Source organism: Lentzea sp. CA-135723 (genome assembly GCF_050936595.1).
Classification (GTDB): domain Bacteria; phylum Actinomycetota; class Actinomycetes; order Mycobacteriales; family Pseudonocardiaceae; genus Lentzea.
On the sequence record NZ_JBNJMK010000001.1, the window covers coordinates 3,002,903 to 3,027,183 of the forward strand.

General features: G+C 70.2%; 24 protein-coding genes and 1 pseudogene. 13 read left to right on the forward strand and 12 right to left on the reverse strand.

The annotated features are described in order from the left end of the window. Positions 1-45: 45 nt before the first annotated feature. Both ACQEU1_RS12795 and ACQEU1_RS12800 read right to left on the reverse strand, forming a co-directional pair. Positions 46-729, reverse strand: a complete 684-nt coding sequence (locus tag ACQEU1_RS12795) for a hypothetical protein (RefSeq protein WP_433199822.1) — start codon at positions 727-729, stop codon at positions 46-48. 36 nt (positions 730-765) lie between these two features. Beyond that, positions 766-1,152 carry a RidA family protein gene (locus ACQEU1_RS12800; protein WP_433199825.1) on the reverse strand — a complete coding sequence of 129 codons (387 nt, stop codon included), beginning with the start codon at positions 1,150-1,152 and terminating at the stop codon, positions 766-768. Positions 1,153-1,168: 16 nt separating this feature from the next. Between ACQEU1_RS12800 and ACQEU1_RS12805 the strand changes: the two genes are divergently transcribed. Then, the gene (locus ACQEU1_RS12805) at positions 1,169-1,636 is read left to right on the forward strand and encodes a GNAT family N-acetyltransferase (RefSeq protein ID WP_433199828.1); all 468 of its coding nucleotides are present in this window, start codon (positions 1,169-1,171) and stop codon (positions 1,634-1,636) included. Here ACQEU1_RS12805 and ACQEU1_RS12810 read toward each other — a convergent pair. Next, the gene (locus tag ACQEU1_RS12810) at positions 1,623-2,972 is read right to left on the reverse strand and encodes a replication-associated recombination protein A (RefSeq protein WP_433199831.1); all 1,350 of its coding nucleotides are present in this window, start codon (positions 2,970-2,972) and stop codon (positions 1,623-1,625) included. The genes ACQEU1_RS12805 and ACQEU1_RS12810 overlap by 14 nt on opposite strands. A gap of 37 nt (positions 2,973-3,009) precedes the next feature. Between ACQEU1_RS12810 and ACQEU1_RS12815 the strand changes: the two genes are divergently transcribed. The 6 genes from ACQEU1_RS12815 (at position 3,010) to ACQEU1_RS12840 (ending at position 8,521) form a co-directional block, all read left to right on the forward strand. Beyond that, on the forward strand, positions 3,010-3,588 hold the full coding sequence (locus tag ACQEU1_RS12815; protein ID WP_433199834.1) for a uridine kinase family protein: 579 nt from the start codon (positions 3,010-3,012) through the stop codon (positions 3,586-3,588). Between the two features lie 70 nt (positions 3,589-3,658). Continuing rightward, positions 3,659-4,663: a hypothetical protein gene (locus ACQEU1_RS12820; protein WP_433199837.1), complete on the forward strand. Its 1,005-nt coding sequence runs from the start codon at positions 3,659-3,661 to the stop codon at positions 4,661-4,663. Continuing rightward, positions 4,650-5,249 (forward strand): DUF4129 domain-containing protein, encoded by a 600-nt coding sequence (locus ACQEU1_RS12825; protein WP_433199840.1) that lies wholly within the window; start codon positions 4,650-4,652, stop codon positions 5,247-5,249. Before ACQEU1_RS12820 ends, ACQEU1_RS12825 begins: the two co-directional genes overlap by 14 nt. After that, positions 5,246-6,277: a DUF4350 domain-containing protein gene (locus tag ACQEU1_RS12830; protein ID WP_433199843.1), complete on the forward strand. Its 1,032-nt coding sequence runs from the start codon at positions 5,246-5,248 to the stop codon at positions 6,275-6,277. The genes ACQEU1_RS12825 and ACQEU1_RS12830 overlap by 4 nt, the downstream gene beginning before the upstream one ends. After that, positions 6,274-7,230: an AAA family ATPase gene (locus ACQEU1_RS12835; protein WP_433199846.1), complete on the forward strand. Its 957-nt coding sequence runs from the start codon at positions 6,274-6,276 to the stop codon at positions 7,228-7,230. Before ACQEU1_RS12830 ends, ACQEU1_RS12835 begins: the two co-directional genes overlap by 4 nt. 1 nt (position 7,231) lies before the next feature. Then, the gene (locus ACQEU1_RS12840; protein WP_433199849.1) at positions 7,232-8,521 is read left to right on the forward strand and encodes a DUF58 domain-containing protein; all 1,290 of its coding nucleotides are present in this window, start codon (positions 7,232-7,234) and stop codon (positions 8,519-8,521) included. On the opposite strand, the gene ACQEU1_RS12845 is transcribed toward ACQEU1_RS12840, so the two are convergent. Continuing rightward, positions 8,518-9,525, reverse strand: coding sequence for a stage II sporulation protein M (locus ACQEU1_RS12845; RefSeq protein ID WP_433199852.1), 1,008 nt, complete (start codon positions 9,523-9,525; stop codon positions 8,518-8,520). The genes ACQEU1_RS12840 and ACQEU1_RS12845 overlap by 4 nt on opposite strands. A gap of 19 nt (positions 9,526-9,544) precedes the next feature. Between ACQEU1_RS12845 and ACQEU1_RS12850 the strand changes: the two genes are divergently transcribed. Continuing rightward, the gene (locus ACQEU1_RS12850; protein WP_433199855.1) at positions 9,545-10,294 is read left to right on the forward strand and encodes an RDD family protein; all 750 of its coding nucleotides are present in this window, start codon (positions 9,545-9,547) and stop codon (positions 10,292-10,294) included. Here the strand turns inward: ACQEU1_RS12850 and ACQEU1_RS12855 are convergent. Both ACQEU1_RS12855 and ACQEU1_RS12860 read right to left on the reverse strand, forming a co-directional pair. Continuing rightward, positions 10,291-11,196, reverse strand: a complete 906-nt coding sequence (locus tag ACQEU1_RS12855) for a hypothetical protein (RefSeq protein WP_433199858.1) — start codon at positions 11,194-11,196, stop codon at positions 10,291-10,293. The two genes, ACQEU1_RS12850 and ACQEU1_RS12855, sit on opposite strands and share 4 nt — an antisense overlap. Beyond that, complete coding sequence (locus ACQEU1_RS12860) at positions 11,193-11,609, reverse strand: nuclear transport factor 2 family protein (protein ID WP_433199860.1); 417 nt, start codon at positions 11,607-11,609, stop codon at positions 11,193-11,195. Before ACQEU1_RS12860 ends, ACQEU1_RS12855 begins: the two co-directional genes overlap by 4 nt. A 74-nt stretch (positions 11,610-11,683) precedes the next feature. Between ACQEU1_RS12860 and ACQEU1_RS12865 the strand changes: the two genes are divergently transcribed. Next, entirely contained in the window at positions 11,684-12,196 is a 513-nt protein-coding gene (locus ACQEU1_RS12865; RefSeq protein WP_433199863.1) for a TetR/AcrR family transcriptional regulator, read from the forward strand. Here the strand turns inward: ACQEU1_RS12865 and ACQEU1_RS12870 are convergent. From ACQEU1_RS12870 to ACQEU1_RS12885, 4 genes and pseudogenes are all read right to left on the reverse strand, one after another. Next, positions 12,175-12,924, reverse strand: coding sequence for an energy-coupling factor ABC transporter ATP-binding protein (locus ACQEU1_RS12870; RefSeq protein WP_433211464.1), 750 nt, complete (start codon positions 12,922-12,924; stop codon positions 12,175-12,177). The genes ACQEU1_RS12865 and ACQEU1_RS12870 overlap by 22 nt on opposite strands. 72 nt (positions 12,925-12,996) lie before the next feature. Beyond that, positions 12,997-13,590 (reverse strand): annotated as a pseudogene (locus ACQEU1_RS12875) (energy-coupling factor transporter transmembrane component T family protein); the annotation flags it as partial. Then, complete coding sequence (locus ACQEU1_RS12880; RefSeq protein ID WP_433199866.1) at positions 13,591-13,872, reverse strand: PDGLE domain-containing protein; 282 nt, start codon at positions 13,870-13,872, stop codon at positions 13,591-13,593. After that, entirely contained in the window at positions 13,869-14,555 is a 687-nt protein-coding gene (locus tag ACQEU1_RS12885; RefSeq protein ID WP_433199869.1) for an energy-coupling factor ABC transporter permease, read from the reverse strand. Before ACQEU1_RS12885 ends, ACQEU1_RS12880 begins: the two co-directional genes overlap by 4 nt. Before the next feature lie 328 nt (positions 14,556-14,883). Here ACQEU1_RS12885 and ACQEU1_RS12890 point away from each other — a divergent pair, with 328 nt between their 5' ends. Continuing rightward, positions 14,884-16,959: a glycosyl hydrolase family 95 catalytic domain-containing protein gene (locus ACQEU1_RS12890; protein ID WP_433199872.1), complete on the forward strand. Its 2,076-nt coding sequence runs from the start codon at positions 14,884-14,886 to the stop codon at positions 16,957-16,959. A 40-nt stretch (positions 16,960-16,999) separates the two neighbouring features. Continuing rightward, positions 17,000-18,349, forward strand: a complete 1,350-nt coding sequence (locus tag ACQEU1_RS12895; RefSeq protein ID WP_433199875.1) for a pyridoxal phosphate-dependent decarboxylase family protein — start codon at positions 17,000-17,002, stop codon at positions 18,347-18,349. Between the two features lie 439 nt (positions 18,350-18,788). Here ACQEU1_RS12895 and ACQEU1_RS12900 read toward each other — a convergent pair whose 3' ends face one another. After that, the gene (locus ACQEU1_RS12900; RefSeq protein WP_030474059.1) at positions 18,789-19,364 is read right to left on the reverse strand and encodes a MarR family winged helix-turn-helix transcriptional regulator; all 576 of its coding nucleotides are present in this window, start codon (positions 19,362-19,364) and stop codon (positions 18,789-18,791) included. A gap of 305 nt (positions 19,365-19,669) precedes the next feature. On the opposite strand from ACQEU1_RS12900, the gene ACQEU1_RS12905 reads away from it, so the two are divergent. Together ACQEU1_RS12905 and ACQEU1_RS12910 are read left to right on the forward strand one after the other, a co-directional pair. Then, positions 19,670-21,004, forward strand: coding sequence for a glutamine synthetase family protein (locus ACQEU1_RS12905; protein WP_433199880.1), 1,335 nt, complete (start codon positions 19,670-19,672; stop codon positions 21,002-21,004). Positions 21,005-21,014: 10 nt separating this feature from the next. Next, the gene (locus ACQEU1_RS12910; protein ID WP_433199883.1) at positions 21,015-23,504 is read left to right on the forward strand and encodes a DEAD/DEAH box helicase; all 2,490 of its coding nucleotides are present in this window, start codon (positions 21,015-21,017) and stop codon (positions 23,502-23,504) included. On the opposite strand, the gene ACQEU1_RS12915 is transcribed toward ACQEU1_RS12910, so the two are convergent. Beyond that, complete coding sequence (locus ACQEU1_RS12915; RefSeq protein ID WP_433199886.1) at positions 23,482-24,183, reverse strand: hypothetical protein; 702 nt, start codon at positions 24,181-24,183, stop codon at positions 23,482-23,484. The two genes, ACQEU1_RS12910 and ACQEU1_RS12915, sit on opposite strands and share 23 nt — an antisense overlap. Positions 24,184-24,281: the final 98 nt, after the last annotated feature.

Consider the following 24,281-nt stretch of genomic DNA (forward strand, 5'->3'; position numbering starts at 1 on the left):
AGACCTTCCGCTTGGTGGCCTCGCCTTCGACCTTCAACGGGTTCGTCATCGGCGGTGCATCCCGTCGAGGTTCGTGGCCTGGGCCTCTTCGTTCGACCTGATGTGCAACGCCATGTCGGCGAACTCGCGGTAGTGCTCGACCGCCGAGTCCGAGGCCTTCGCGATGACGTTGGCCGCCAACGCGGACGCGCCCGCGCAGATGCCCGCGAGCGGCATGCCCAGCAGGCCGAACGCCGTCGCGTCCATGGTGGCGTTCGCGGAGGTGACCGCGGTGTTGATGCGGGCGCCGATGTCGTCGAGCTTGCCGAGGTGCGCCTTCATCTCCGCCTCGCCGCTGGCGTGAGTCATCGCAGGTACCCGTTGTCGCCGAAATCCTCGTCGTCGTCGCGGGCCGGCCGGGGTGCGCGCGGCGGGCTCGGGGCCGGTGGGTGATCGTCCTCGATCCGGCCGAGACGCGACCCGCCCCTGCGCCGTCCGCACGACCCGCAGCACCTCGCGGCCGACCTCGTCGCCGTCCCTGCGCTGCAGGGCGTTGCCGAGCCGGAGGTCGACCAGGTTGCCCGCGTCGTCGACCGTCACGGAGATCTGGCCGTCCGCGCTGCGCTCGGTGACCTGCAGCGTCGCCAGAGTCTCGCGGATCGCGCCGCCGCGCCTGCGCCAGCGTCCCCTCGTAGTTCGCGAGGACGTGATCAGGATCGGTCGACGTCGCCCCGGTGCTCGCTTGAGCACCTGACGCGACCGGACCCTGCTCCGAACGGATCAGCGCTACCCGGCCGCGATCACCTCGATCTCCACCAGCCAGTCGCTGACCAGCGTCGTCGCGACGATCGCCGTCGTGGGCACCGCGCGGCCTCCGAGCGCCGCCACCCGCGCGGCCGCGTTGGCCTCCGCGTACGACGCGTCGCGCAGGTAGCTGGTGAGCCGGACGATGTTGTCCACGGTCATGTCCGCCGAGGCGAGGATCCTGCGGAGGTTGGCCCAGATCAGGTCGAGCTGCTCGGCGAGGTCGGCGCCGGGGTTGCCCGCCGGGTCGAGGCCCATGGTGCCGGAGACGAAGAGAAGGCGTGCTGGGTCGCGGACTTCCATCGCGTGCACCCAGTCACCGCCGGTCGCGTAGACGCCGTCGGCAGGGTTGTGCGGCACGAGTTCCATGGGCCGATCATGAGTGATGGCCGCAACTGAAAATCCGGTCGTGCGGGACGCACGGCCCGAGGACGTCGTGGGGATCTGCCGGTTCGGTGAGGCGCACGTCGAGCCGCACTACGCCCCGCTGATCGGCGCGGAGGCGGCCGCGGCGCAGGTCACGCGGTGGTGGAACGAGGAGCAGATCGCCGCGGCCGTCAGCGGAGGGCTGGTGGTGGTCGCGGTGGTGGGCGAACGGATCGTCGGCGTCGGGCAGCGCGGGCGCCGGGGTGAGGACCACGTCATCTACAAGCTCTACGTCGACCCCGCCCTGCGCGGCGGCGGGATCGGGCCGCGGCTGATCGGCGCGCTCGTGGCGCACGTCGGGGCGGCCGAGTTCTACGTCGAGCACTTCGCCGCCAACGAACGGGCGGGCGCGTTCTACGAGCGGGAGGGGTTCGAGGTGCGCCGGGTCGAGGACGGCGTCGTGTGGCGGTCGCTCACTCGCCCCTGATCACGCGGCGCAGCTTCGGCAGGCGCTCGGCGACGGCGCGTTCGGCGCCGCGGCCCGTCGGCGCGTAGTAGTCGCGGCCCACCAGGTCGTCCGGGGCGTACTGCTGCGTGAGCACGCCCTCTGGCACGTCGTGCGGGTAGCGGTAGCCCTGGGCGTTGCCGAGCTTCGCGGCGCCCGCGTAGTGGCCGTCGCGCAGGTGTGCCGGCACGGAGCCGATGGCGCCCTTGCGGACGTCCTCGATGGCCGCGTAGATCGCGGTGGTGACGGCGTTCGACTTCGGCGCGGTGGCCAGGTGGATGGTGGCCTGGGCCAGGTTCAGCGCGCATTCGGGCAGGCCGATGAGCTGCACGGCCTGGGCCGCGGCCACGCAGGTCTGCAGGGCGGTGGGGTCGGCCATGCCGACGTCCTCGCTGGCGTGGATCACCAGGCGGCGCGCGATGAAGCGCGGGTCCTCGCCCGCCTCGATCATGCGCGCGAGGTAGTGCAGGGCCGCGTCGACGTCCGAGCCGCGGATGGACTTGATGAACGCCGACGTCACGTCGTAGTGCTGGTCGCCGTCGCGGTCGTAGCGCACGGCCGCCTTGTCCACCGTGGACTCCAGCAGCGCCAGCGTGATCACGCCGTCGTTGGACGCCAGCGCGGAGTCGGCGGCGGCCTCCAGGGCGGTGAGCGACCGGCGCGCGTCGCCGCCCGCCAGGCGGATCAGGTGGTCCTCGGCGTCGGGTTCGAGCACGACGGTGCCGCCCAGGCCGCGGTCGTCCGCGACGGCCCGCTGGATCACGGCGCGCACGCCGTCGTCGGTCAGCGACTTGAGCTGCAGCACGAGAGAGCGTGACAGCAACGGCGAGACGACCGAGAAGAACGGGTTCTCCGTAGTGGCCGCGACGAGCAGCACGATCCGGTCCTCGACCGCGCCCAGCAGCGCGTCCTGCTGGGTCTTGGAGAAGCGGTGGACCTCGTCGATGAACAGCACGGTGGACTCGCCGGAGCGGACCAGGCGGCGCCGGGCCTCGTCGATGACCGCCCGCACCTCCTTCACACCCGCGGACAAAGCCGACAGCGCCACGAAACGACGCCCGGTGGCGCGGGACACGAGCGTCGCCAAGGTCGTCTTGCCGGTGCCGGGAGGACCGTAGAGCATCACCGACGCCGGGGTGGCGCCCTCGACCAGGCGGCGCAGCGGGGCGCCCGGCCCGAGCAGGTGGCCCTGACCGACGACCTCGTCCAGCGTGGCCGGACGCATCCGCACGGCCAGCGGGGCGTTGGCCGCGATGCGCTCGGCCTTCTCCTCGTCGGTCGCGCCGAAGAGGCCCTCGTCGAACAGACCTTCGCTCATGCGTTCGAGCCTAGGTCATGTGCGAGGATCGCGTTCCGTGCCCATCCCCCGCGCCGTGCTGCTCGCCGGACCCTCCGGCTCAGGCAAGTCGACACTCGCCGCCCACCTCGGCTGGCCGGTGCTGCGCCTGGACGACTTCTACCGCGACGGCGACGACCCGCTGCTCCCCCGCGACGAGCACGGCAGGGCCGACTGGGACGACGTCAGGTCGTGGAACGCCGACAAGGCGCTCCAGGCCGTGGTCGAGCTCTCCGAGACCGGGCGGGTCGAGGCGCCCGTCTACTCGATCAGCGAGGACCGCGCGGTCGGCACGCAGACGATCGAGCTCGGCGACGCGCCCGCGTTCATCGCGGAGGGCCTGTTCGCGGACCTGCTGGTCCAGGGCGCGCGAGACGCCGGGGTGCTCAGGGACGCGATCGTGCTCGCGCCGAGTCCGCCCGTCACGTTCGTGCGCAGGTTCGCCAGGGACGTGGCCGAGGCGCGCAAGCCCGTGCCGACGCTGGTCAGGCGCGGGCTGAGGCTGATGCGCGAGCAGCCCCAGGTCGTCCGCAGGTGCGTCAGCGCGGGCATGCGACGCACGACACCGGCCAGGGCGAGGACCGAGCTCGTTTCGTGATCAGGTTGACCGGTGCCGGTAGGGCTGATCTGGCAGGATGCCGCTCACACTAGATCCGGGGGTAGCCGAGATGTCCGAAACGCCCGGCTGGTCCTCACCCGACCAGCCCCAGAACCAGCCGCCGCAGAACCAGCCGCCCCAGTACGGGCAGCAGCCGCCGCAGTACGGCTACAACCAGCAGCCTCCGACCGGGCCGTCCATCCAGCCCGGTGTGATCCCGCTGCGCCCGCTGGCCGTCGGCGAGATCATCGACGGCGCCATCAAGACCATGCGCAGCCACCCGAAGCTGATCATCGGTGCCGCCGCCGTGGTCGCCGCGGTCACCCAGATCCTCGGCCTGCTGGTGCAGCTGCCGTTCCTCGACGACCTCACCGCGGTCGTGACGCTCGACCCGAACACGACGACGCAGCAGGAGGCGGTGGACCAGGCCACCGGCGCCCTCGTCGGGTTCCTGTCCGGCTCCCTGATCACCGTCGTGCTGCTGCTGTTCGGCACGGTCTTCCTGTCGGGCTTCATCACCGTCGTCGTGGGCCACGCCGTGCTGGGCAAGCCGGTGACGTTCGCGCAGGCGTGGGAGGAGTTCAAGCCGCGTCTGCTGCCGCTGCTCGGCGCGACGCTGCTCTCCGGTCTCGTCATCACCATCGGCCTGGTCCTCTGCATCATCCCCGGCGTGTGGCTCTGGGTGATGTTCGCGCTGGTCACGCCCGCGCTGGTGCTGGAGCGCTGCGGCGTGGGCACCGCGTTCGGCCGCTCGCGCAAGCTGGTCGAGGGCGCCTGGTGGCGCACGTTCGGCATCCTGCTGCTCACCGTCATCATCGGCGCGGTGATCGGCTGGATCGTCAGCCTGCCGTTCGAGGCGATCGGCCTCGCGGTCTCCGGTGGTTTCAGCAACGACCCGACGGCCGTGCTGAACGCGGGCTACCTGGTCTTCGTGACCATCGGCGCCATCATCTCGTCGACGATCACGCTGCCGTTCAGCTCCGCGGTGACCGTGCTGCTCTACGTCGACCGCCGGATGCGCTCCGAGGGCATGGACATCGAACTCCAGCGGGCCGCGGGACATGGCGGTATCTGACGTACCGGTAGATCTCGGTCGCGACGAAGCCAGGGAAGCGGCGGTACGGGAGCTCAGCGATCCGGCGTACATCTCCGGTGACCCGAACCCGTTGCAGCGCGCGCTCGACTGGATCCTCGAACGCCTCGGCGCGTTGTTCGCCGGGGCGGGCGGCATGAGCGGCATCACCGCGATCACGATCATCGTGGCCGTGGTGGTGCTGATCGTCATCATCATCAGGCTCCGCACCGGACGCACGGGCCGTGCGCTGCGCAAGAGCGGTGACGTGTTCGGCAGCACCATTCTGAGTGCGGCGGAACACCGTGCCGCGGCGGAGAAGGCCGCGGCGGCCGGTGACTTCGCCGAGGCAGTGCGCGAACGTTTCCGTGCCGTGGTGCGGGAGTTGGAGCAACGCGGCGTGCTCGACGCACGGGCCGGACGCACGGTGGACGAGGTGGCGTACGAGGCGGGCCAGGCGATCCCGGGGCTCGCTCCCGACCTGCGCGGGGCCGCCGTCCAGTTCGACGACGTCTGGTACGGCGGCAGGCCCGCGACGGCGGAGGGGTACCGGCAGCTCGTGACCGTGGACGGCAAGGTGCGCGGATGACGTCGGTGTCCCCCGGCGCCGGGCGGATCTGGACGGCCGCGCGCGGCCCGCTGCTGATCGGCGTCATCATCCTGTTCGCCGCCATCGTGATCACGCTGCTGCGCGGCAGCGGTCCCGGCGGCGCGCTCGACCCCCGGTCGTACCGGCCGGAGGGCAGCCGCGCGCTGGCCCAGCTGCTGGAGCAGAACGGCGTGCGGGTCGAGCTGACCGACGACGTGTCCTCGCTGGGCGACGCGACACTGTTCGTGCCGCAGCCGAACCTGATCGACCCCGCACGCCTCGCCGAGCTGCAACGCACGGCGGCCGCGGCCGTGGTGCTCGCACCCGCCGGTGGCGCCGAGCGGCTGGAGGTCGAGACGCGGCAGCCGGGCTGCCCGTTCGCGGCCAAGGCGGGCCCGGCGACCATGGGCGGGCTCACCTACAAGGGCGAGCAGAGCTGCTACGACTCGACGCTGGTGCGGTTCGGCACGGTGACGGTGATCGGCTACGGCGGCATCTTCACGAACCGCGACCTCGACGAGGAGGGCAACGCGGCACTCGCGTTGTCGTTGCTGGGCCAGCACGAACGGCTGGTCTGGTACGTGCCGGCGCAGGCCGACGTCACCCAGCAGAAGCCGGTGTCCGACCTGGTGCCGGACGGCTGGAAGTTCGCCGCCCTGCAGCTCGGGATCGCCGCGGTGGTGCTCGCGCTGTGGCGGGCCCGCAGGCTCGGTCGCGTGGTGCCGGAACGGCTGCCGGTCGTGGTGCGCGCCGCCGAGACCGTGGAGGGCAGGGCCAGGCTGTACCGCCGGGCGCACGCCGCCGAGCACGCGGCACGGGTGCTGCGGCAGGCCACGCGCGACCGGCTGGCACCGGTGCTGGGCGTGGCGGTGGGCGACGACCCCGTCGAGGAGATCGCCCGCAGGACCTCGCGTCCCGTCACCTCGGTGCGGGCGCTGCTGTACGACGACGGGCCGGTGGACGACCGGGGGCTGGTCGCGCTGGCCGCTGATCTGGACGCTCTGGAGAACGAGGTGCGCAAGGGATGACGGTCACCACCGAGGAGGCGCGCGCGGCGCTCGTGGCGTTGCGCGCGGAGATCGGCAAGGCCGTGGTGGGCAACGACGCCGCAGTGACGTCGTTGATCCTCGCTTTGCTGTGCAAGGGACACGTGCTGCTGGAGGGCGTTCCGGGCGTCGCGAAGACGCTGCTGGTGCGTGCACTCGCGCGCGCGTTGGACCTCTCTACGACGCGTGTGCAGTTCACGCCGGACTTGATGCCCGGCGACCTGACGGGCTCGTTGGTCTACGACTCGCACAACGCCGCGTTCTCGTTCCGCGAGGGCCCGGTGTTCACGAACCTGCTGCTGGCGGACGAGATCAACCGGACGCCGCCGAAGACGCAGGCGGCGCTGCTGGAGGCGATGGAGGAACGGCAGGTGTCCGCCGACGGCACGACGCGGCCGCTGCCGGTGCCGTTCATCGTCGTGGCGACGCAGAACCCCGTCGAGTACGAGGGCACCTACCCGTTGCCCGAGGCGCAGCTCGACCGGTTCCTGCTCAAGGTCACCATGCCGGTGCCCGCGCGGGAGCACGAGATCGACGTGCTGACGCGGCACGCGTCCGGGTTCGACCCGCGCGACCTGTCGGCGTTGCAGCCGGTCGCGAGTGCGGCGCACCTGGAGGCGGGGTCGGCGGCCGTGCGCGCGTTGACCGTCGCTCCTGAGGTGATCGCGTACGTCGTCGACGTGTGCCGTGCGACCCGTCAGCACCCGGCGGTGCGTCTGGGCGTTTCTCCGCGTGGCGCAACGGCTCTGCTGGCCGCCGCACGGGCGTGGGCATGGCTTTCGGGCCGTGACTACGTGACGCCGGATGACGTGAAGTCGTTGGCACGGCCCGCGTTGCGGCACCGGCTGGAGCTGCGGCCGGAGGCCGAGCTGGAGGGCGTGACGGCGGACGGCGTGCTGGACGGCGTGCTCGGCGCCGTTCAGGTGCCGCGCTGACGTGGCGCTCACGGGCCGCGCGGGCCTGCTCGCGCTCGTCGGGGTACTCGTCGTCGGACTTCTCTTGCCGTCGTGGCAAGGGATTCTCGCCGTGCTCGCGTTGTTGGTCGTGTGTGTGGCCGTCGACTTGTTGTTGGCGGCGAGCGTGCGTGCGTTGACGTTCTCGCGCGCCGGATCGGCTTCGGTGCGCACGGGTGAGCTGTGCACGGTGCAGTTGACCGTGCACAACCCCGGCCGGCGGTTGCGGGGCGTTCTCCGGGACGCCTGGGCGCCTTCCGCCGGTGTGGTGGAGGACCGCGTCGACGTGGACGTGCCCGCTCGTGGGTCTCGCACGGCGTCGTTCGAGCTACGGCCCGTGCGTCGCGGCGATCGCGTGGCCGACCGTGTGACCGTGCGTTCCGTCGGGCCGTTGGGCATCGCGGCACGGCAGGGTTCGCACGAGGTTCCGTGGACGGTGCGCGCGCTGCCGCCGTTCCACAGCCGACGACACCTGCCGCCGTTGCTGGAACGCTTGCGTGAGCTCGACGGCCGTCGGGCGTCGTTGATCCGTGGCGCGGGCACGGAGTTCGACTCGTTGCGCGCGTACGTGATCGGCGACGACGTGCGGTCGATCGACTGGCGTGCGTCGGCCCGGTCGTCGGACGTCGTCGTGCGCACGTGGCGGCCGGAACGCGACCGTCAGGTGACGATCGTGCTCGACACCGCCCGCACGTCGGCGGGCCGGGTGGAGGGCGCGCTCGGCGGCCTGCCGAGGCTGGACACGTCGATGGACGCCGCGCTGCTGTTGTCCGCCCTGGCCGCGCAGGCCAGGGACCAGGTCGACTTCCTGGCGTTCAGCCACAAGGTGCGCGCCTCGGTGCCGCGCGCGACCGTGCCGACCCTGGTGCAGGCGATGGCGCCGTTGGAGGCCGAACTGGTCGAGTTCGACTCCCGCGCGGCCGTCGCCGAGGTGCTGCGGCGGGCCGGCCGCCGGTCGCTCGTGGTGCTGCTGACGACGCTCGACCCGTCGATCGAGCACGGCCTGCTGCCGTTGCTGCCGACCCTGGCGTCCCGGCACCACCTGCTGATCGCGTCGGTGGCCGACCCGGCCGTGCACGCGATGGCCTCGGGCCGTGGCGACCTGGAGGCCGTGTACTCGGCCGCTGCTGCGGAACGCACATTGGCCGAACGCCGCCGTCTCACCGCGTTGCTCGCACGGCACGGTGTCGACGTCGTGGACGCACTGCCCGACGACCTGCCACGGACGCTCGCGGACCGCTACCTGTCGTTGAAGGCAGCGGGCAAGCTCTAGATGGAGACCGGGGCGACGTCCTCGCGTTCGCTCGCGTCGACGTCGCCGGTCTCGCCCTCCCGTGCGGCCCGGCGCCCGATCACGAACACGTACAGCAGGAACAGCACCTCGGCCACCACGCCGATGCCCACCCGCGCCCACGTCGGCAGCCCGGACGGCGTCACGAAGCCCTCGATCACACCGGACACGAGCAGCACCACGACCAGCCCGAGCGCGACGGCGACGACCGACCGCCCCTCGGTGGCAAGCGCTTGGGCACGGGTGCGTTTGCCCGGGTCGATCACCTGCCAGCCCAGCCGCATGCCGATGCCCGCCGCGACGAACACGGCCGTGAGCTCCAACAGGCCGTGCGGTGCCAACAGGCCGAGGAACAGCTCACCGCGGCCCGCGCCGAACATCAGCCCGATGCCGAGGGCGACGTTCACGGCGTTGCTGAAGAGCAGGTAGATCGGCGGGATCGCGAACAGCACGCCGAGCAGCAGGCACGCGGCCGCGACCCAGGCGTTGTTCGTCCACACCTTCGCCGCGAACGACCCGGCGGGATCGCTGGAGTAGTACGACTCGTAGCCGCCGCCGACCCTGGTCATCTCCCGCAGCTCCTCGGGCGCGGCGATGGACGCCTGCACCTCGGGGCTGGACGCGATCCACGCGGCGATGATGCCGGTGAGCAGGTAGAACGCGAGTCCCGCCGGCACCCACCAGCGCCAGCCGAGGTAGATCGCGGCGGGGAACCGGTGCGTGAAGAAGCGGGTGAACACCTTCCACGCCGGCGTGTGCGTGCCCGTCAGCGCCGACCGGGCCTGCGCGACGAGCGTCGACAGCCGTTCGACCGTGGCCGGGTCGGGGGTCTGGCTGCGCACGATCGACAGGTGCGTCGTCACCTTCTGGTACAGCTCGATCAGCTCGTCGGCCTCGGCGCCGGTCAGCCTGCCGGGCCTGCGGGCCAGCTTGCCGAGCCGCTGCCACGACGCGCTGTGGCGCTCGATGAACACGTCCAGATCCACGATGAGTCACACTATCGGCGTGGGGGACCTGGTAACCGGTGAAGCCGTAGTTCTTGACCTTCGCGTAGCACAGCTCGCGAGCAGGGCGGTCGCGTTCGCGTTCGACGTCGCCCTGCAGTTCGGCCTGCTCGTCGTGGTGGCGCTGATCGCGCCGGTCGGCATCGACGACGCGGCGCAGACGGCCCTGTCGCTGACGCTCGCGGTGCTCGTCCTGGTCGGCTACCCGACGATCGTGGAGTCGCTGTCGCGCGGCCGGTCCGTGGGCAAGCTCGTGATGGGCCTGCGCGTGGTGCGTGACGACGGCGGCTCGATCCGCTTCCGGCACGCCCTGGTGCGCGCGCTCGGCGGGTTCTTCGTGGACTTCTGGGCGCTCGGCTTCGCGGGCACGGTGGCGTTGTTCGTGTCGTTGTTCTCGCCGCAGGGCAAGCGGGTCGGCGACTACCTGGCGGGCACCCTGGTGATCTACACCCGCGCGCCGCGCCAGGAGGTGGAGCTCGCCGTCATGCCGCCGCAGCTCGCGGAGTGGGCGTCGGGCCTCGACCTGTCGCAGCTGCCGGACGAGCTGGTGCTGGCGGCGCGGCAGTACCTGAGCCGCTACGGCGACCTGAACGACGCGGCCCGCATGACGCTGGGCAACAAACTGGCGGAGGACGTGGGCGCGGCGATCCGCTCGCCGCGGGGCGTCTACACGGATCCGCACCCGTACCTGTCGGCCGTGCTGGCCGAACGACGCCGCCGAGCGGCGCTCGACTCCGCGAACAGGTTCTAGGCGTTCGCGAGCCGCAGCCGTTCAGTGCCCTGCGCACGGACTGCGTCACCTGACGGGGTCGGATCGCCGTGCAGCACTTCCCACCGTGCGTTGTGCACGGCGGTCCACATGCTCGCGGCCCACGCGATCTCCATCTCCTCAACGGAGAACGCGCGCCCACGCACCCGTTGGTACGTCTCGATGAACGCCGCCGAGCTCTCCACCGGCACCAACCCCGGCGGCGGCACGTTGGCGAACGCTCCGGCGGCCGCGCCCACCAGGGCGGCCTCCGGTTGCCACGCCAGGCTGTCCCAGTCGTGCACGGCCAGCACCTCGCCTGCGCGCCAGCGGAGGTTCTGCGCCTCGAAGTCGGCGTGCCCGAGCACGCACGGCAGGTCGGTGGCCAGCAACCGCTTGCGCACCCGAGTGCCAGCCTCCACGACGAACGCGGGCACGACGCTCTGATCGCGCGCGTCGAGGAAGTCGATGGCGGGCCACAGCCCCGGACCGGTGTGGTCCCACCGGGCCCAGCGGGGCGCGGGCACCGGCGGCGGCACGGAGACGTCCGCCAGCAGCACCATCGACCGCGCGAACACGGCGGCGTACCGCTGGGCGACCTCGGGGGTGTCGCCCGGCAGCACTTCCCCGCCCGGCAACGGTTCCTCGGCGTGCACCGCGAGCCCGGCGGCCCACACGACCGGGGTCAGCGGGCGGGGGCACGGAAACCCCCGCTCCGCCAACGACTTCTGCGCGGCCAGGCACGAGACGGCCCGCCCGTCGTCCGCGCGGGCCTTCACGTACGCCGAGCGCCCGTCCGCGAGCCGCACCCCGAAGACCGACGAGATCGAGACGCGTTCGCAGAACACCTCGACCGGCCCGCTCCCCAGCTCGGCGGCGCACCAGGCGGACAGGTCGAACGTCATACGCCGAGAAGCTCGGTCAGTAGCAACGGGTTCATGTAGTCGTCGTACCGGGCGATCTCGCCGTCGCGCAAGTGGATGATCGCGACCGCGGTGAACGAGTAGTAGTCCTGCTTCACCTTGGACCAGCCGCGATGCGTGATCTCGGCGACGACGACGTCCGGGTCGTCGGTGAGCCGGGTGATCGCCTCGACCTCCTGGATCTCGATCTTCTCCCGGACCCGCGCGCCGCGCATCCGGTCGAAGTAGGCGCGGATCGCGTCCCGCCCCTTGATCTCCGGCTCCTGGAACGGCGCCGGGAAGCGGTACGCCATCACGCCGTCCTCGGTGAAGAGGTCGGCGAACGAGCCGTGCGACTGCTCCCCCGCCACCTGCCGGCGGACGTGTTCGACGATCTGTGCTGGTGTGCGCGTCATGATCGGCCCCTCGGTAGAATCGGAACGGTGACCCCGCTTAGGACGATACGGAACGCACGCCCCGGTTGGCAACGATGAGGGCCGACGCCGCGCGCAACCGCGAGAAGGTGCTGCTCGCCGCCCGCGAGCTGTTCGCGGAGCAGGGCTTCGACGTGCCGCTGGACGAGATCGCCGCACGGGCGGGCGTCGGGCCCGGCACCGTCTACCGGCACTTCCCGACGAAGCAGGCGCTGTTCCAGGCCGTCACGGAGTCCCGCGTCCAGGCCATGATCACCTCGGCCGCGCCCTCGGACGACCCCGGCGCCGACCTCACGGCGTTCCTCACGAAGATGTCCGGCGAGGCGGCGGCCAAGCGCGACATGTCCGACGCGATCGCGGTGCCGTCCGAACTGCGCGACTCCCTGCACGCCACGCTCGGCGGGCTGCTGGAACGCGCCCAGGCCGCCGGCGCCGTGCGCGCGGACATCACGACCCAGGACCTGGTCGCGCTCATGAAGGGGATGCTCCAGAGCACGCACGAGGGCGCGAACCCCGCCGTGCTGCTGGAGATCGTGCTGACCGGGCTTCAGTCGAGCCGGAAGCCGTAGGGCAGTTCGAGCCGGTGCCGCGCCAGCAGTTCGGCGTCGGCGAGGATCTCGCGCGTCGGGCCGTCCGCGACCACCACGCCGTCGTCGATCAGCACGCTGCGCGGGCAGATCTGCAGCGCGAACGGCAGGTCGTGCGTGACCATGAGCATGGTGGGCGCCAACGAGAGCAGCAGCTCGGCGAGCTCGCGGCGGGCCACCGGTTCGAGGTTCGCGGACGGTTCGTCGAGCACCAGGACCTCGGGCGAGCAGGCCAGCACGGACGCCAGCGCGACGCGCCGCCGCTGGCCGCCGGAGAGGTGCAGCGGCGAGCGGTCCGCGACCGACTCCATGCCCACCGACCGCAACGCCCTCGCGACCCGTTCGTCCACATCGGACAGACCGAAGTTGCGCGGCCCGAACGCCACGTCCTCGGCGACGGTCGGGCAGAACAGCTGGTCGTCGGGGTCCTGGAAGACCAGGCCCACCCGGCGGCGGATCTCGCGCAGGTTCTTGCGGTCGACGTCGAGGCCCGCGACCGAGATCGAACCCGAGCCGCCGGACAGCACTCCGTTGAGGTGCAAGGCGAACGTGGTCTTGCCGGCGCCGTTCGGGCCGAGCACCGCGACCCGTTCGCCGCGCTCGACCCGCAGGTCCACGCCGAACAACGCCTGGTGCCCGTCCGGGTAGGCGAAGGCGAGCTTCGAGACCTCCAGGGCGGGCGCGGCGGGCGTCTCGGGCACGATCGTCATCGTGCCGGAAGGCCTGCCGGTCCAGCCGCGCGACACCATGGCGAGGTGCACCCTCTCTCCGCGTTCGTAGGACCGGATGAACAACGTGCCGACCGACCGGGCCAATGCCCCCGCCTGCCAGAGGAACCGCGGGTCGTCGCCGCGGGAGATCCGCGCGACCCGCATGCGTTTCGCTTCGCCCACCACGACTTCGCCGTAGCGCAGCATCAGCGTCGCGATCATGATCAGCGGCGCAGGCACCCTCAACGTCTGCAACCCGCGCAACAGGTCGCCGGGAGCGGTCGTCGCCGCGAGCGTCAGGCTGACCAGCACGCCCAGCGTGCCCTTGACCAGGATGTTCCAGCCCGCCAACGAACCTTCGACGGACACCGAGAAGCCCAGGAAGTCCGTGCGCGGGTCCGTGCCGAAGATCGGCAGCAGGAACGCGAGCACCACGAACGGCGCCTCGATCACCGCGCGCTTGAGGAACCACAGCACGGGCACCCGCGCGACCGCCCACACCGCGACGATCAGCAGCAGGTACAGCCCGAACAGCGGGAACGCCGTGCGCGGCGTGGCCACGACCCCCAGCACCGCCGCGAACGCCACGAGGATCTTCACGTGGGGCGCGAGGCGGTGCACCGGCGAGTCGCCGGCGTGGTGCAGGACGTCGTGGCTGCCGCTCACTTAAGCGTCGGTCTTCTTGCGCAGGAACCAGAACAGGCCGAACGAGATCGCGAGAACGACCACGACCCCGAGCACGCCGGCGAGCCCGGTGAACTTGTCGTCGCCGCCGAACGCGTAGTCGGCGAAGGTGCTGCCCGCGAACGGGTGCTCCTGCGCGTGCTCGGCGATGCCGGTGTCCTCGACGGTCTTGTCGAGGCCGTCCGGGTCGCCGGACGCGAAGTACGACAGCACCCCGGCGATCAGCAGCGACACGAACGCGAACCCGATGAAGAACTTCTTCACGACCGCACCTCCAGCGGCTTGGCGCCGCCCTTCAGCAGGTAGACGAGGCCGGGCCGGATGGACGCGACCGACGTGACGGTGACGGCGGTGATGAGGCCCTCGCCGATGCCGATCAGCGCGTGCAGCCCCCACATCAGCAGCGCGACCTTGCCGATCTCCACCCCGCCGACGCCGCCGATGGCGTACTCGACGACGAAGCCGGTCGAGGCGACCACCGTGTTGACGAACGCGGAGACGAACGCGACGGCCGCGAGCCCGCCCTTGCCCTTTCGGGCGAACTTCCGCAGGGCGACGGCGACCAGGAACCCGGTCGCGGTGCCGATCAGCGCCATGTTCGTGACGTTCGCGCCCAGCGCCGTGAGGCCGCCGTCCGCGAACAGCAACGCCTGCACGAGAAGCACGATCGTCACGCACAGCGCGCCGACGTACGGGCCGACGAGGATCGCCGCGAGCGCACCGCCCAGCAGGTGCCCGGAGGCGCCGGGCAGGATCGGGAAGTTGATCATCTGGACGGCGAAGATGAACGTGGCCACCAGGCCCGCCATCGGCGCCGTGCGGTCATCGAGGTCCGCACGGGCCTTGACCAACGCGAACCCGACGCCCACCGCCGCGATGACGAGGAAGACGACCGAGACCGGCGCGTTCAGGAGACCGTCGCTCATGTGCATGGCAACAGGTGACATGTGCCGAGACGCTAATTGCCCGACCTCGGCTATGGCTAGGACTGTGCAACAACGATTTGCAGGCAAGAAGGCGGTGATCGTCACAGCGTCGCTAGTCATCGGATGACTTCTGCGGTTAGATCCGTTCCGCCGCCGCCCCGGCACGGAGGGACAACCAGTGACAGAGCTGTCGCGTAGAACCTTTTTGTACGGAACAGGCGCGGCCGTGGGGGCTTCCGCGCTGGGCGCGGGCACCTCGGTCGCAGCGCCGTCAACCCCCGAAACATCGGGTCACAACGTGCACCGGGACGTGGTCCGGGACGCTCGCGTGGAATGGAGGCGGCTTCCGGTGAATTGGGGCGATAGTCCCTTTCTCGCCAACGGTTTCCTCGGTGTCCAGGTCTACGCGGGCCGCACGCCGGACGAGCTGAAGCTCATGCTCAGCCACTCGGAGGTGCAGGACCAGCGCGAGCACTGGGAGGCCGCGGTCGGCCTCTCCCGCCTGCCGATCGGCTACCTGACGCTGAAGTTCGCCGGCGCGATCACCGCCGTCGACTGGACCCTCGACCTGTGGAACGCCGAGCTCACCGGCTCGGTCACGACCACGCAGGGCGCGGCGACGTTCACGATGCTCGTCCACAACTCCCGCAGCACGTTCCTGGCCTCGGTCCGCGGCGACGCGACGTGGAACTTCCAGCCGCTGGAGTCCTCCACGACCCGGCAGATCCGCAGGCCGGCGGACTACACGGCGAACCCGGCGCCGACGGTGAGCACCGCCAACGGCGTCTCCTACGCAGCCCAGCCCCTGCACGCGGGTGGCGGCTACACGACGGCCTGGCAGACCCGTGGCACCCGGTTCGCCGCACACGTCGCCTACACCCACCCGGCGAACACGCACACGTCCGACGCGATCCGCGAGGTCCGCCAGGCGCTCGCGATCCCGTTCGAGGTGCTGGCGCTGCAGCACCGCCGCTGGTGGAACGCCTACTTCGCGAAGTCGCTGATCTCCGTGCCGGACAAGCTCGTGCAGCGCTTCTACTGGCTCCAGCTCTACAAGATGGCCGCCGCCACCCGTGCCGACGCGCCGGTGATCTCCGAGTGGGGACCGTGGTTCCCGGAACAGGGCAACAGCTGGACGGCCGTCTGGTGGAACCTCAACGTCCAGATCTCCTACCCGCTGGTCAACGGCTCGAACCACCACGAGCTCGACGCCGTCACGACGACGCTGAAGCGCTTCGAGCACAACCTGGAGCTCAACGTGAACCCGTCGTACCGCGACGGGAACTCCTACGCGATCTGCCACCCCGGCGACCGCACGTTGCGCTCCGGCCCGCGCTACTGCGGCGTCCCCGGCGTCGCCCCCAACGACCACACCGGCAACCTCCTGTGGGCCTGCCACAACGTCTGGCTGGGCTACCGCCACACGATGGACAGGAAGATCCTCAAGGACGTCCTCTTCCCCATCCTCACCAAGGCCGTCAACTACTACGCCCGCTTCCTGGTCGAAGGCACCGACGGCAAGCTGCACCTGCCGGAGACCCGTTCGCCCGAATACGCCAACGCCACGGACACCACGTACGACCTGTCGTTGATCCGCTGGGGCGTGAAGACCTTGCTCTCCATCGAGGAGAACCCGCGCTGGCGTGACATCGCGACCCGTCTGGTCCCCTACGCCACCGGTCCGAACGGCGCGCTGATCGGCAAGGACGTGTCGCTCAACGACTCGCACCGCCACTTCTCGCACATGCTCTGGTTCTACCCGTTGCGCGAGCTCACCTACGACATGCCCGAACACCGCGCGCTGATCGACAGGACGTTCGACCACTGGGTCTCCCGGCGCGAGGCCTGGGCCGGCTACAGCTACGGCGCGGCGTCCGCGATGGCGTCGGCGATGAACCGCCCGGAGGAGGCGCTCTCGTTCCTGCGCTACTTCCTGGACCGCAAGCAGGTCGGCTCGAACGCCGTGCTGACCGAGAACACCTTCTACCGGGAGGGCGGCAACCTGGCCATCGAGTCGCCGTTGATGTCCGCCCAGGCCGTGCTGGAGATGATGGTCCAGTCGCACAACGACACCGTGCGCGTCTTCCCGTCGGTGTCGTCCACTTGGGCCGATGCCTCCATCTCGTCGTTGCGCACGCAGGGAGCGTTCCTTGTGGACGCTTCGCGCTCGTCCGGCCGGACAGACTGGGTCAAAATCCACTCCGAGGCGGGCGCGCCGCTGCTCCTGGACCACGGCATCAAGGGCGACGTCGACGTCCGCGACACCTGGGGCCGCCGTCTGGAGTACAAGCCGGTCGGCTCCGCCATCGAGATTCCGCTCCGCCGGGGCCAGACCGCGGTGGTGAGCCGCCGCGGCACCCGCCCCGACGTCTCAGCCCGTGATGTGAACGCGAACGGCTCGTCTTCCCGCTGGGGTCTGCCGTAACGTACAAATTCGAACATTTCGTGACCGAGTGGGGTGTGCGGTGGACCTTCAACACTGGCTGAACGAGGCCCTGGCCAACCACGAGAAGTGGACGGCCGACTACGGCACCTTCACGCCCCACTCGTCACTGCAGGTCGACCCGACCCTCTTCGGCTCGGCGCTGGCCGAACTCCAGGACCGCCTGCGCGACAACTACCCGTTCTTCCACCCGCGCTACGCGGGCCAGATGCTCAAGCCCCCGCACCCGGCGGCGGTGGTCGGCTACCTCAGCGCCATGCTGATCAACCCGAACAACCACGCCCTGGACGGCGGCCCGGCCACCGCCACCATGGAACGCGAGGTCGTCGCCGACCTGGCGCGGATGTTCGGCTACACCTCCCAGCACCTGGGCCACCTCACCTCCAGCGGCACCATCGCCAACCTGGAGGCCCTCTTCGTAGCCCGCTCCCTGCACCCTTCGAAAGGCATCGCCTACTCCTCAGAGGCCCACTACACGCACTCCAGGATGTGCGGCGTCCTCAACATGGAGGGCCACGCCGTTCCCGCGGACTCCAGGGGCCGCATGGACCTCGACGCCCTGGAAGCCCTGCTCAAAACGGGCAAGGTCGGCACCGTGGTGGTCACCCCGGGCACCACCGCCCTGGGCGCCGTCGAACCGGTCCACGAGGTTCGCGAACTGACCCGCCGCTACGACGCCAGGGTCCACGTGGACGGCGCCTACGGAGGCTTCTTCACCCTCCTCGCCGGCACCGACCTGGCCCCCGAACCCTGGAACGCGATCGCCGACTGCGACTCGGTGGTCGTCGACCCGCACAAGCACGGCCTGCAGCCGTACGGCTGCGGAGCGGTCCTCTTCAAGGACCCCGAGGTGGGCCGCTTCTACCTGCACGACTCCCCGTACACCTACTTCACCTCGGACGAGCTCCACCTGGGCGAGATCAGCCTGGAATGCTCCCGAGCAGGCGCCGCCGCAGCCGGCCTCTGGCTAACCCTTCGTCTACTCCCGTTGACACGTGACGGACTGGGCGAGGTCCTGGCAGCCGGCCGCCGGGCAGCCGTCCGCTGGGCGTCGATGATCCGCGAGTCCGAAGAGCTCGAGCTCTACCAGGAGCCCGAACTGGACATCGTGACGTACTTCCCGCGCACGGACCCCCGCACGCTCTCGGCCATCGACGCCGCCTCGCACCGGGTCATGGACACGGGCATGAACGCACCGGAGGACCCGATCTTCCTGAGCGTGGCCCGTGCCTCCAAGGCCGCCTTCGAGGCACGGCACCCCGGCATCACCGCCGATGCGGACGGGGCTCGGGTGCTGCGGAGCGTGCTGATGAAGCCGGAGTCCGAGGACTACCTGGACACGCTCCACGCACGTGTGCTCAGCCTGCTCTGACGAGCCGAAGGCGAGCTCGTATGAGCGCAAGCTTCGCGATGGCGTAGCCGAGCTCGGCCAAGACCCAACGCAATGCCGAAGGCGAGGCGTCCTTCTCTCTCACCGCCGTCAAGCCGGTGTGGTGACGCGCCCACCCAACTCAGCCACGCACCCGAAGAGATTGGGGCTTGACTTTGGGTGCGAGGTGCTACCACTTGTGGCTCGGCCGGGCGTTCTTCCCGGCCTTTTCCGGTCCGTCCAGCGCCTCGCAAGGGCCCCGAAGTCAAGCCCCAATCTCTATCGACGCGAAGCGGCGATGACTCAACCACGCCCGTCAAAGTCTTTGCACCCAACCGGACCACCGCACTGGTGACGTGACGGGAACCCGCCCGAACTCACAGCCCCAACGCCGAATGGGCGACTCACCCCCGGTGAGTCGCCCACACAAGCAGCACAACCTCTAGCCGTGCTTGGCCCGCCGCCCGGACCGCCGCGGCGGCAACGGCGTGTCCCCGCGCAGGTCCAGCCGCCGCTGCTCCCCGTTGGCCTCGAGGTGCGTGACCATCCGCCGCAACATCTCCGCCAGCGACTGAGCCTCGGAGGACTCCAGCGGATCCGAGACGAACACCTCTTCCTCGTTGAACTTGGGGAAGAGGTCGGCCATCAGTTCTTCACCCTCGGGGGTGAGCCGCAGAACGGCCAGCCGCCCGTCGGTCGGGTGCCCGAGACGTTCCAGCAGCCCGCGCGACTGCAACGTCTTGGCGACGCCGGTCAGGGTCCCCTTGGAGATCCCGGCCTCCTCGGCGACGTACCGCGTCTCCATCTCGCCCCAGATCCACACGACCCAGAGCACGACGAAGCCGGTCCAGGTCAGATCGCTGGTGCGCAGCACCGAGTTCTCCAGGTGCTGCCGGATCGCGGTGGCTGCGCGGTGGATGTTCGACACCGCCGCCATCTGCTCGCGATGCAGCGGCACCGCACCGAGCTTCGCCTGGACGGCTTTCTCGGTCTCGGCAATCGTGTGGTGACCAGACAACTCAAAGTCTCCCGTGCTCGGACCTCAGGTGTTCCCGGCACAATACTTGCGGTTCCGAACTATGTCTGTGATGTGGTGCGAGTCGATCCGCAACCTCTTTGATCACGATCCCACATCGTGCATGATCTCGTGACGGTCGTCACCCGTCCAGTTACGGACTGTTGCCCGGTGGTGGACGATGAGTGCGGAGCACCGACTGGTCTTTGCTCCACGGAGCGGTCGATAGCGTTTGCCCCTCAACGTTATCCCCTCCGCGTCAGCGACACACTGTGCCGGAAAGGTAGTTCGACGTGGTCGGTGAACAGGTGACACGGGAACTCGCGGCGAGACTCGGCGAGGAAGGGATCGACGTCGTGCGCGTCGTGTTCCCAGACCTGCTCGGCACCGATCGGGGCCGTGACGTCCTCGTAGAGCATCTACCTGCGGTGATTCAGCGCGGGCTGTCGTTCTGCCGGGCCGTGTACAGCACCACGCCCGGTGGTCAGACCACGGAGAACGGGGGTGTGCTCGACGCCGGGCTGCCCGACGTGATCGTGGTCCCGGACCTCGACACGCTGCTCCCGATTCCGTGGGAGCCGGGCGTGGCGTGGTGCATCGGCGACGCCGTCAGCCCCGCGGACGAAAGGCCCGTGGACGAATCGCCGCGGCAGGTGCTGCGCAGGGCCCTGGAAATATTCGAGACCACTGGGTTGAGCCCGGTGGTCGGTCCCGAGCTGGAATATTTTCTGTGCGAACCGGACGAAGATCGCCCGAACGGGTGGCGCCCGTACTGCGATGAGCCGGGCAACGTCTACGCGACCGGCCGTCGCGGCGATTCAGACGGTCATCTGTTGAGAACTCTTCGGACGCTCTCCAGCGCGGGCCTTCAGACGACCGGCGGCAACCACGAGTACGCCGGCGGGCAGTTCGAAATCAACCTCGTCCATTCGCCCGCCATGGACGCGGCCGATCGCGCGTTCCGGTTCAAGACGAGCGTGAAAGAACTCGCGCGCAGGGAGGGCAGGCTCGCGACGTTCATGGCGAAGCCGTTCAACGACGGCGGCGGCAGCGGGTTCCACCTGCACCTGTCGTGCCACGAGAAGGACGGCCGCAACGCGTTCCAGGCGCCGGGCACGAGCAGCGGCCTGTCGGACGAGGCGCGCTGGGCCATCGGCGGCATCCTCAAGCACGCCCCGGCCCTGGCCGCGCTGCTCAACCCCACGGTCAACTCCTACAAGCGGTTCGGGCCGGACTCGCTCGCGCCGTGGCTGATCGACTGGGGTCTCGACAACCGCAGCGCGATGCTCCGGGTGCCGGCCGAACGGGGCGAGACCACCCGCCTCGAACTGCGCCTCGGGGACGCGAGCGCGAACCCGTACCTCGGCATCGCCGGCCTGATCGCCGCCACCTACCTGGGGATTCGCGACCAGATCGAGCCGCCGCGGCCGTCCGCGGGCTACGGCTACGACCCGTCGAAGGCCCCCACCCTGCCCGCGACGCTGCCGGACGCCCTCGCCTACCTGGAGGAGGACACGGCGATGGTCGACGTGCTGGGCAAGGACTTCGTGCGGTCCTATGTGGACTTCAAGTGGGAGGAGGTGGCCCGGTTCCAGCGGTTCGTGACCGACTGGGAGTTCACCGAATACGCGTACCACCTATAGTTCACCTGCGATGACTGCACTCACGGACCGGCTCACCTCGATCGCCGACGAAGACGAACTGTTCGACGCTTTCTCCACCTGGGCGACCGAGCGCGGCCTGGCGCTGTACCCGGCGCAGGAGGAAGCGGTCATCGAGCTCGTCTCGGGCGCGAACGTCATCCTCAGCACCCCCACGGGGTCCGGCAAGAGCCTGGTGGCCATCGGCGCCCACCTGGTCGCGATGGCGGGCAACCAGCGCAGCTTCTACACCGCGCCCATCAAGGCGCTGGTCTCGGAGAAGTTCTTCGCGCTCTGCGAGGTGTTCGGGCCGGAGAACGTCGGCATGATGACCGGCGACGCCAGCGTCAACGACCAGGCGCCCATCATCTGCTGCACCGCCGAGATCCTCGCGAACATCGCGCTGCGCGACGGAACCGACGCCGACGTCGGCCAGGTCGTGATGGACGAGTTCCACTTCTACAGCGAGCCCGACCGCGGCTGGGCCTGGCAGGTCCCGATCATCGAGCTGCCGCAGGCGCAGTTCCTGCTGATGTCGGCGACGCTGGGCGACGTCTCGTTCTTCGAGAAGGACCTGACGCGCCGCACCGGCCGCCCGACGGCGGTGGTCCGTTCGGCACAACGCCCGGTGCCGTTGAACTTCCAGTACGTCACCACGCCGTTGCACGAGACGATCGAAGACCTGCTGCACGGCCGTGAGGCGCCTATCTACGTCGTGCACTTCACGCAGGCCGCCGCGCTGGAACGCGCGCAGTCGCTGATGAGCGTCAACGTGGCGACGAAGGCCGAGAAGGAGGAGATCGCCTCCACGATCGGCAACTTCCGCTTCTCGTCCGGGTTCGGCAAGACGCTGTCGCGACTGGTGCGGCACGGCATCGGCGTGCACCACGCCGGCATGCTGCCGAAGTACCGCCGCCTGGTCGAGCAGCTCGCGCAGGCCGGTCTGCTGAAGGTCATCTGCGGCACGGACACCCTCGGCGTCGGCATCAACGTGCCGATCCGCACGGTCGTGTTCACCGCTCTCTCGAAGTACGACGGCACGCGCACACGCATCCTCAAGGCCCGTGAGTTCCACCAGATCGCCGGGCGGGCGGGCCGCGCGGGCTACGACACCGTCGGCACCGTCGTCGTGCAGGCGCCGGAGCACGAGGTCGAGAACATCAAGGCGCTCGCCAAGGCGGGCGACGACCCGAAGAAGCGCCGCAAGGTCGTGCGCAAGAAGGCCCCGGACGGCTTCGTGTCGTGGAGCGAGTCGACGTTCGAACGGCTCGTCGGCGCCGAACCGGAGCCGCTGACGTCGTCGTTCCAGGTCTCGCACGCGATGCTGCTGAACGTGATCGGCCGGCCCGCCGGTGGCGCGTTCCAGGCGATGCGGCACCTCCTGGAGGACAACCACGAGGACCGCCCGAAGCAGCTCAGGCACATCAAGCGCGCGCTGGCGATGTACAAGGCGCTGGTCGCGGCCGGTGTCGTGGAACGCGACGGCGACGACTTCCGCCTCACGATGGACCTGCAGTTCAACTTCGCGCTGAACCAGCCGCTGTCGCCGTTCGCGCTGGCCGCCATCGAGCTGCTCGACCGCGAGGCGCCGGGCTACGAGCTCGACGTCCTGTCGGTGATCGAGTCCATCCTCGACGACCCGCGGCAGATCCTGGGCGCGCAGGAGCACAAGGCGCGCGGCGAGGCGATCGGCGCGATGAAGGCCGACGGCATCGAGTACGACCAGCGGATGGAGCTGCTGGAGGAGGTCACGTACCCGAAGCCGCTGAACGACCTGCTGGAAGCCGCGTTCTTCACCTACCGCCGCGGCCACCCGTGGGTCGGCGACTACCACCTCTCCCCCAAGGCCGTCGTGCGCGACATGTACGAGCGCGCGATGACGTTCAGCGAGTACGTGGCGTTCTACGGCCTGGCCCGCTCCGAGGGCCTGGTGCTGCGCTACCTCGCCGACGCCTACAAGGCGTTGTCGCAGACCGTCCCGGACGAGGCGAAGACCGAGGAGCTGCAGGACCTGATCTCGTGGCTCGGCGAGCTCGTCCGCCAGGTCGACTCGTCGCTGATCGACGAGTGGGAGAAGCTCACCAACCCCGGCGACGAGGCCGCCCCGGAGGTCCGCGTCGACCTGCCGCCGGCCGTCACCCGCAACGTCCGCGCGTTCCGCGTCCTGGTCCGCAACGCGCTGTTCCGGCGCGTGGAGCTGGCCGCCAAGCGCGACTGGTACTCCCTCGGCGAGCTCGACCACGAGTCGGGCTGGACGGCCAAGGAGTGGATGGACGCGCTGGAGCCGTACTTCGAGGAGCACGCGGACCTCGGCGCGGGCCCGAACGCGCGCGGCCCGGCGTTCCTGATCATCAACGTGGAACGCGAGCGCTGGGTGTGCCGGCAGATCTTCGAGGACCCGGCCGGGGACAAGGACTGGGGCTTCAACGCCGAGGTCGACCTGGCGGCGTCGGACGAGCTGGGCGAGGCGGTCGTGACGATCACCGACGTGGGTCGTCTCTGAGCCGGCGTTCGTCGAGGCGCGCCATCAGCAAGCGCGCCTCGTCCGGGCTGATCGGCAGCTCCTCGTAGGTGTTGCCGCCGTTGCCGATGCCCCTCAGCAGCGAGCACTGCTGCCACTCGCCGCCCTGGTAGGCGTGCTCCACCCAGGCGTCGCCCCTGACGAGCGCGAACGCGTTCGTCAGGTCGAGCGCCTCCCGGAAGCCGCGGAAGATCGCGTGGTAGCGGCCCGCCTCCCAGCGGTGGTTCTGCAGGAACGTCCGCTGCGCGTGCGCGAGGCGGTAGGCCTCGAAGCTCGCCGAGGGCGGCTGCGCGATCTCCTCGACCCGGAGACCGCGGCGGTGCTCGAGGCTCGCCAGCAGTGCCGTCCGCTCCCACCGCAACTCGCGGGTGAAGACCTCCTCGCGGTCGCCATCCACGCTGACCACCGCGAACGGCAGGTTCCGCCCCTCCACGGACAGCACGCGGAAGCACCGTCGGGCGGGCCTCGCGGCGATGACCGCCTCGGCCTCCTCCTCCGCCACGGGACGGGCCGCGTCGGGCGCGCCCACGTGCTTCAGGTACCGGAACATGCTCGACGGCACCCAACCGGCGGCCCCGACGTGGATCTGCTCACCCCGCGCCCCGGTGCGGACCACCGCCTGTACTTCCGAGCGGATGTCCTCAACGACGAAGTACTTCATGCGATCCCCCAGATCGGCCCGAGCTCCAGTCTTATCACCTCCGCTCCGCCACAAACGGGCCAGGTACTACGACAAATGAGTTCATCCGCACAGCGGAC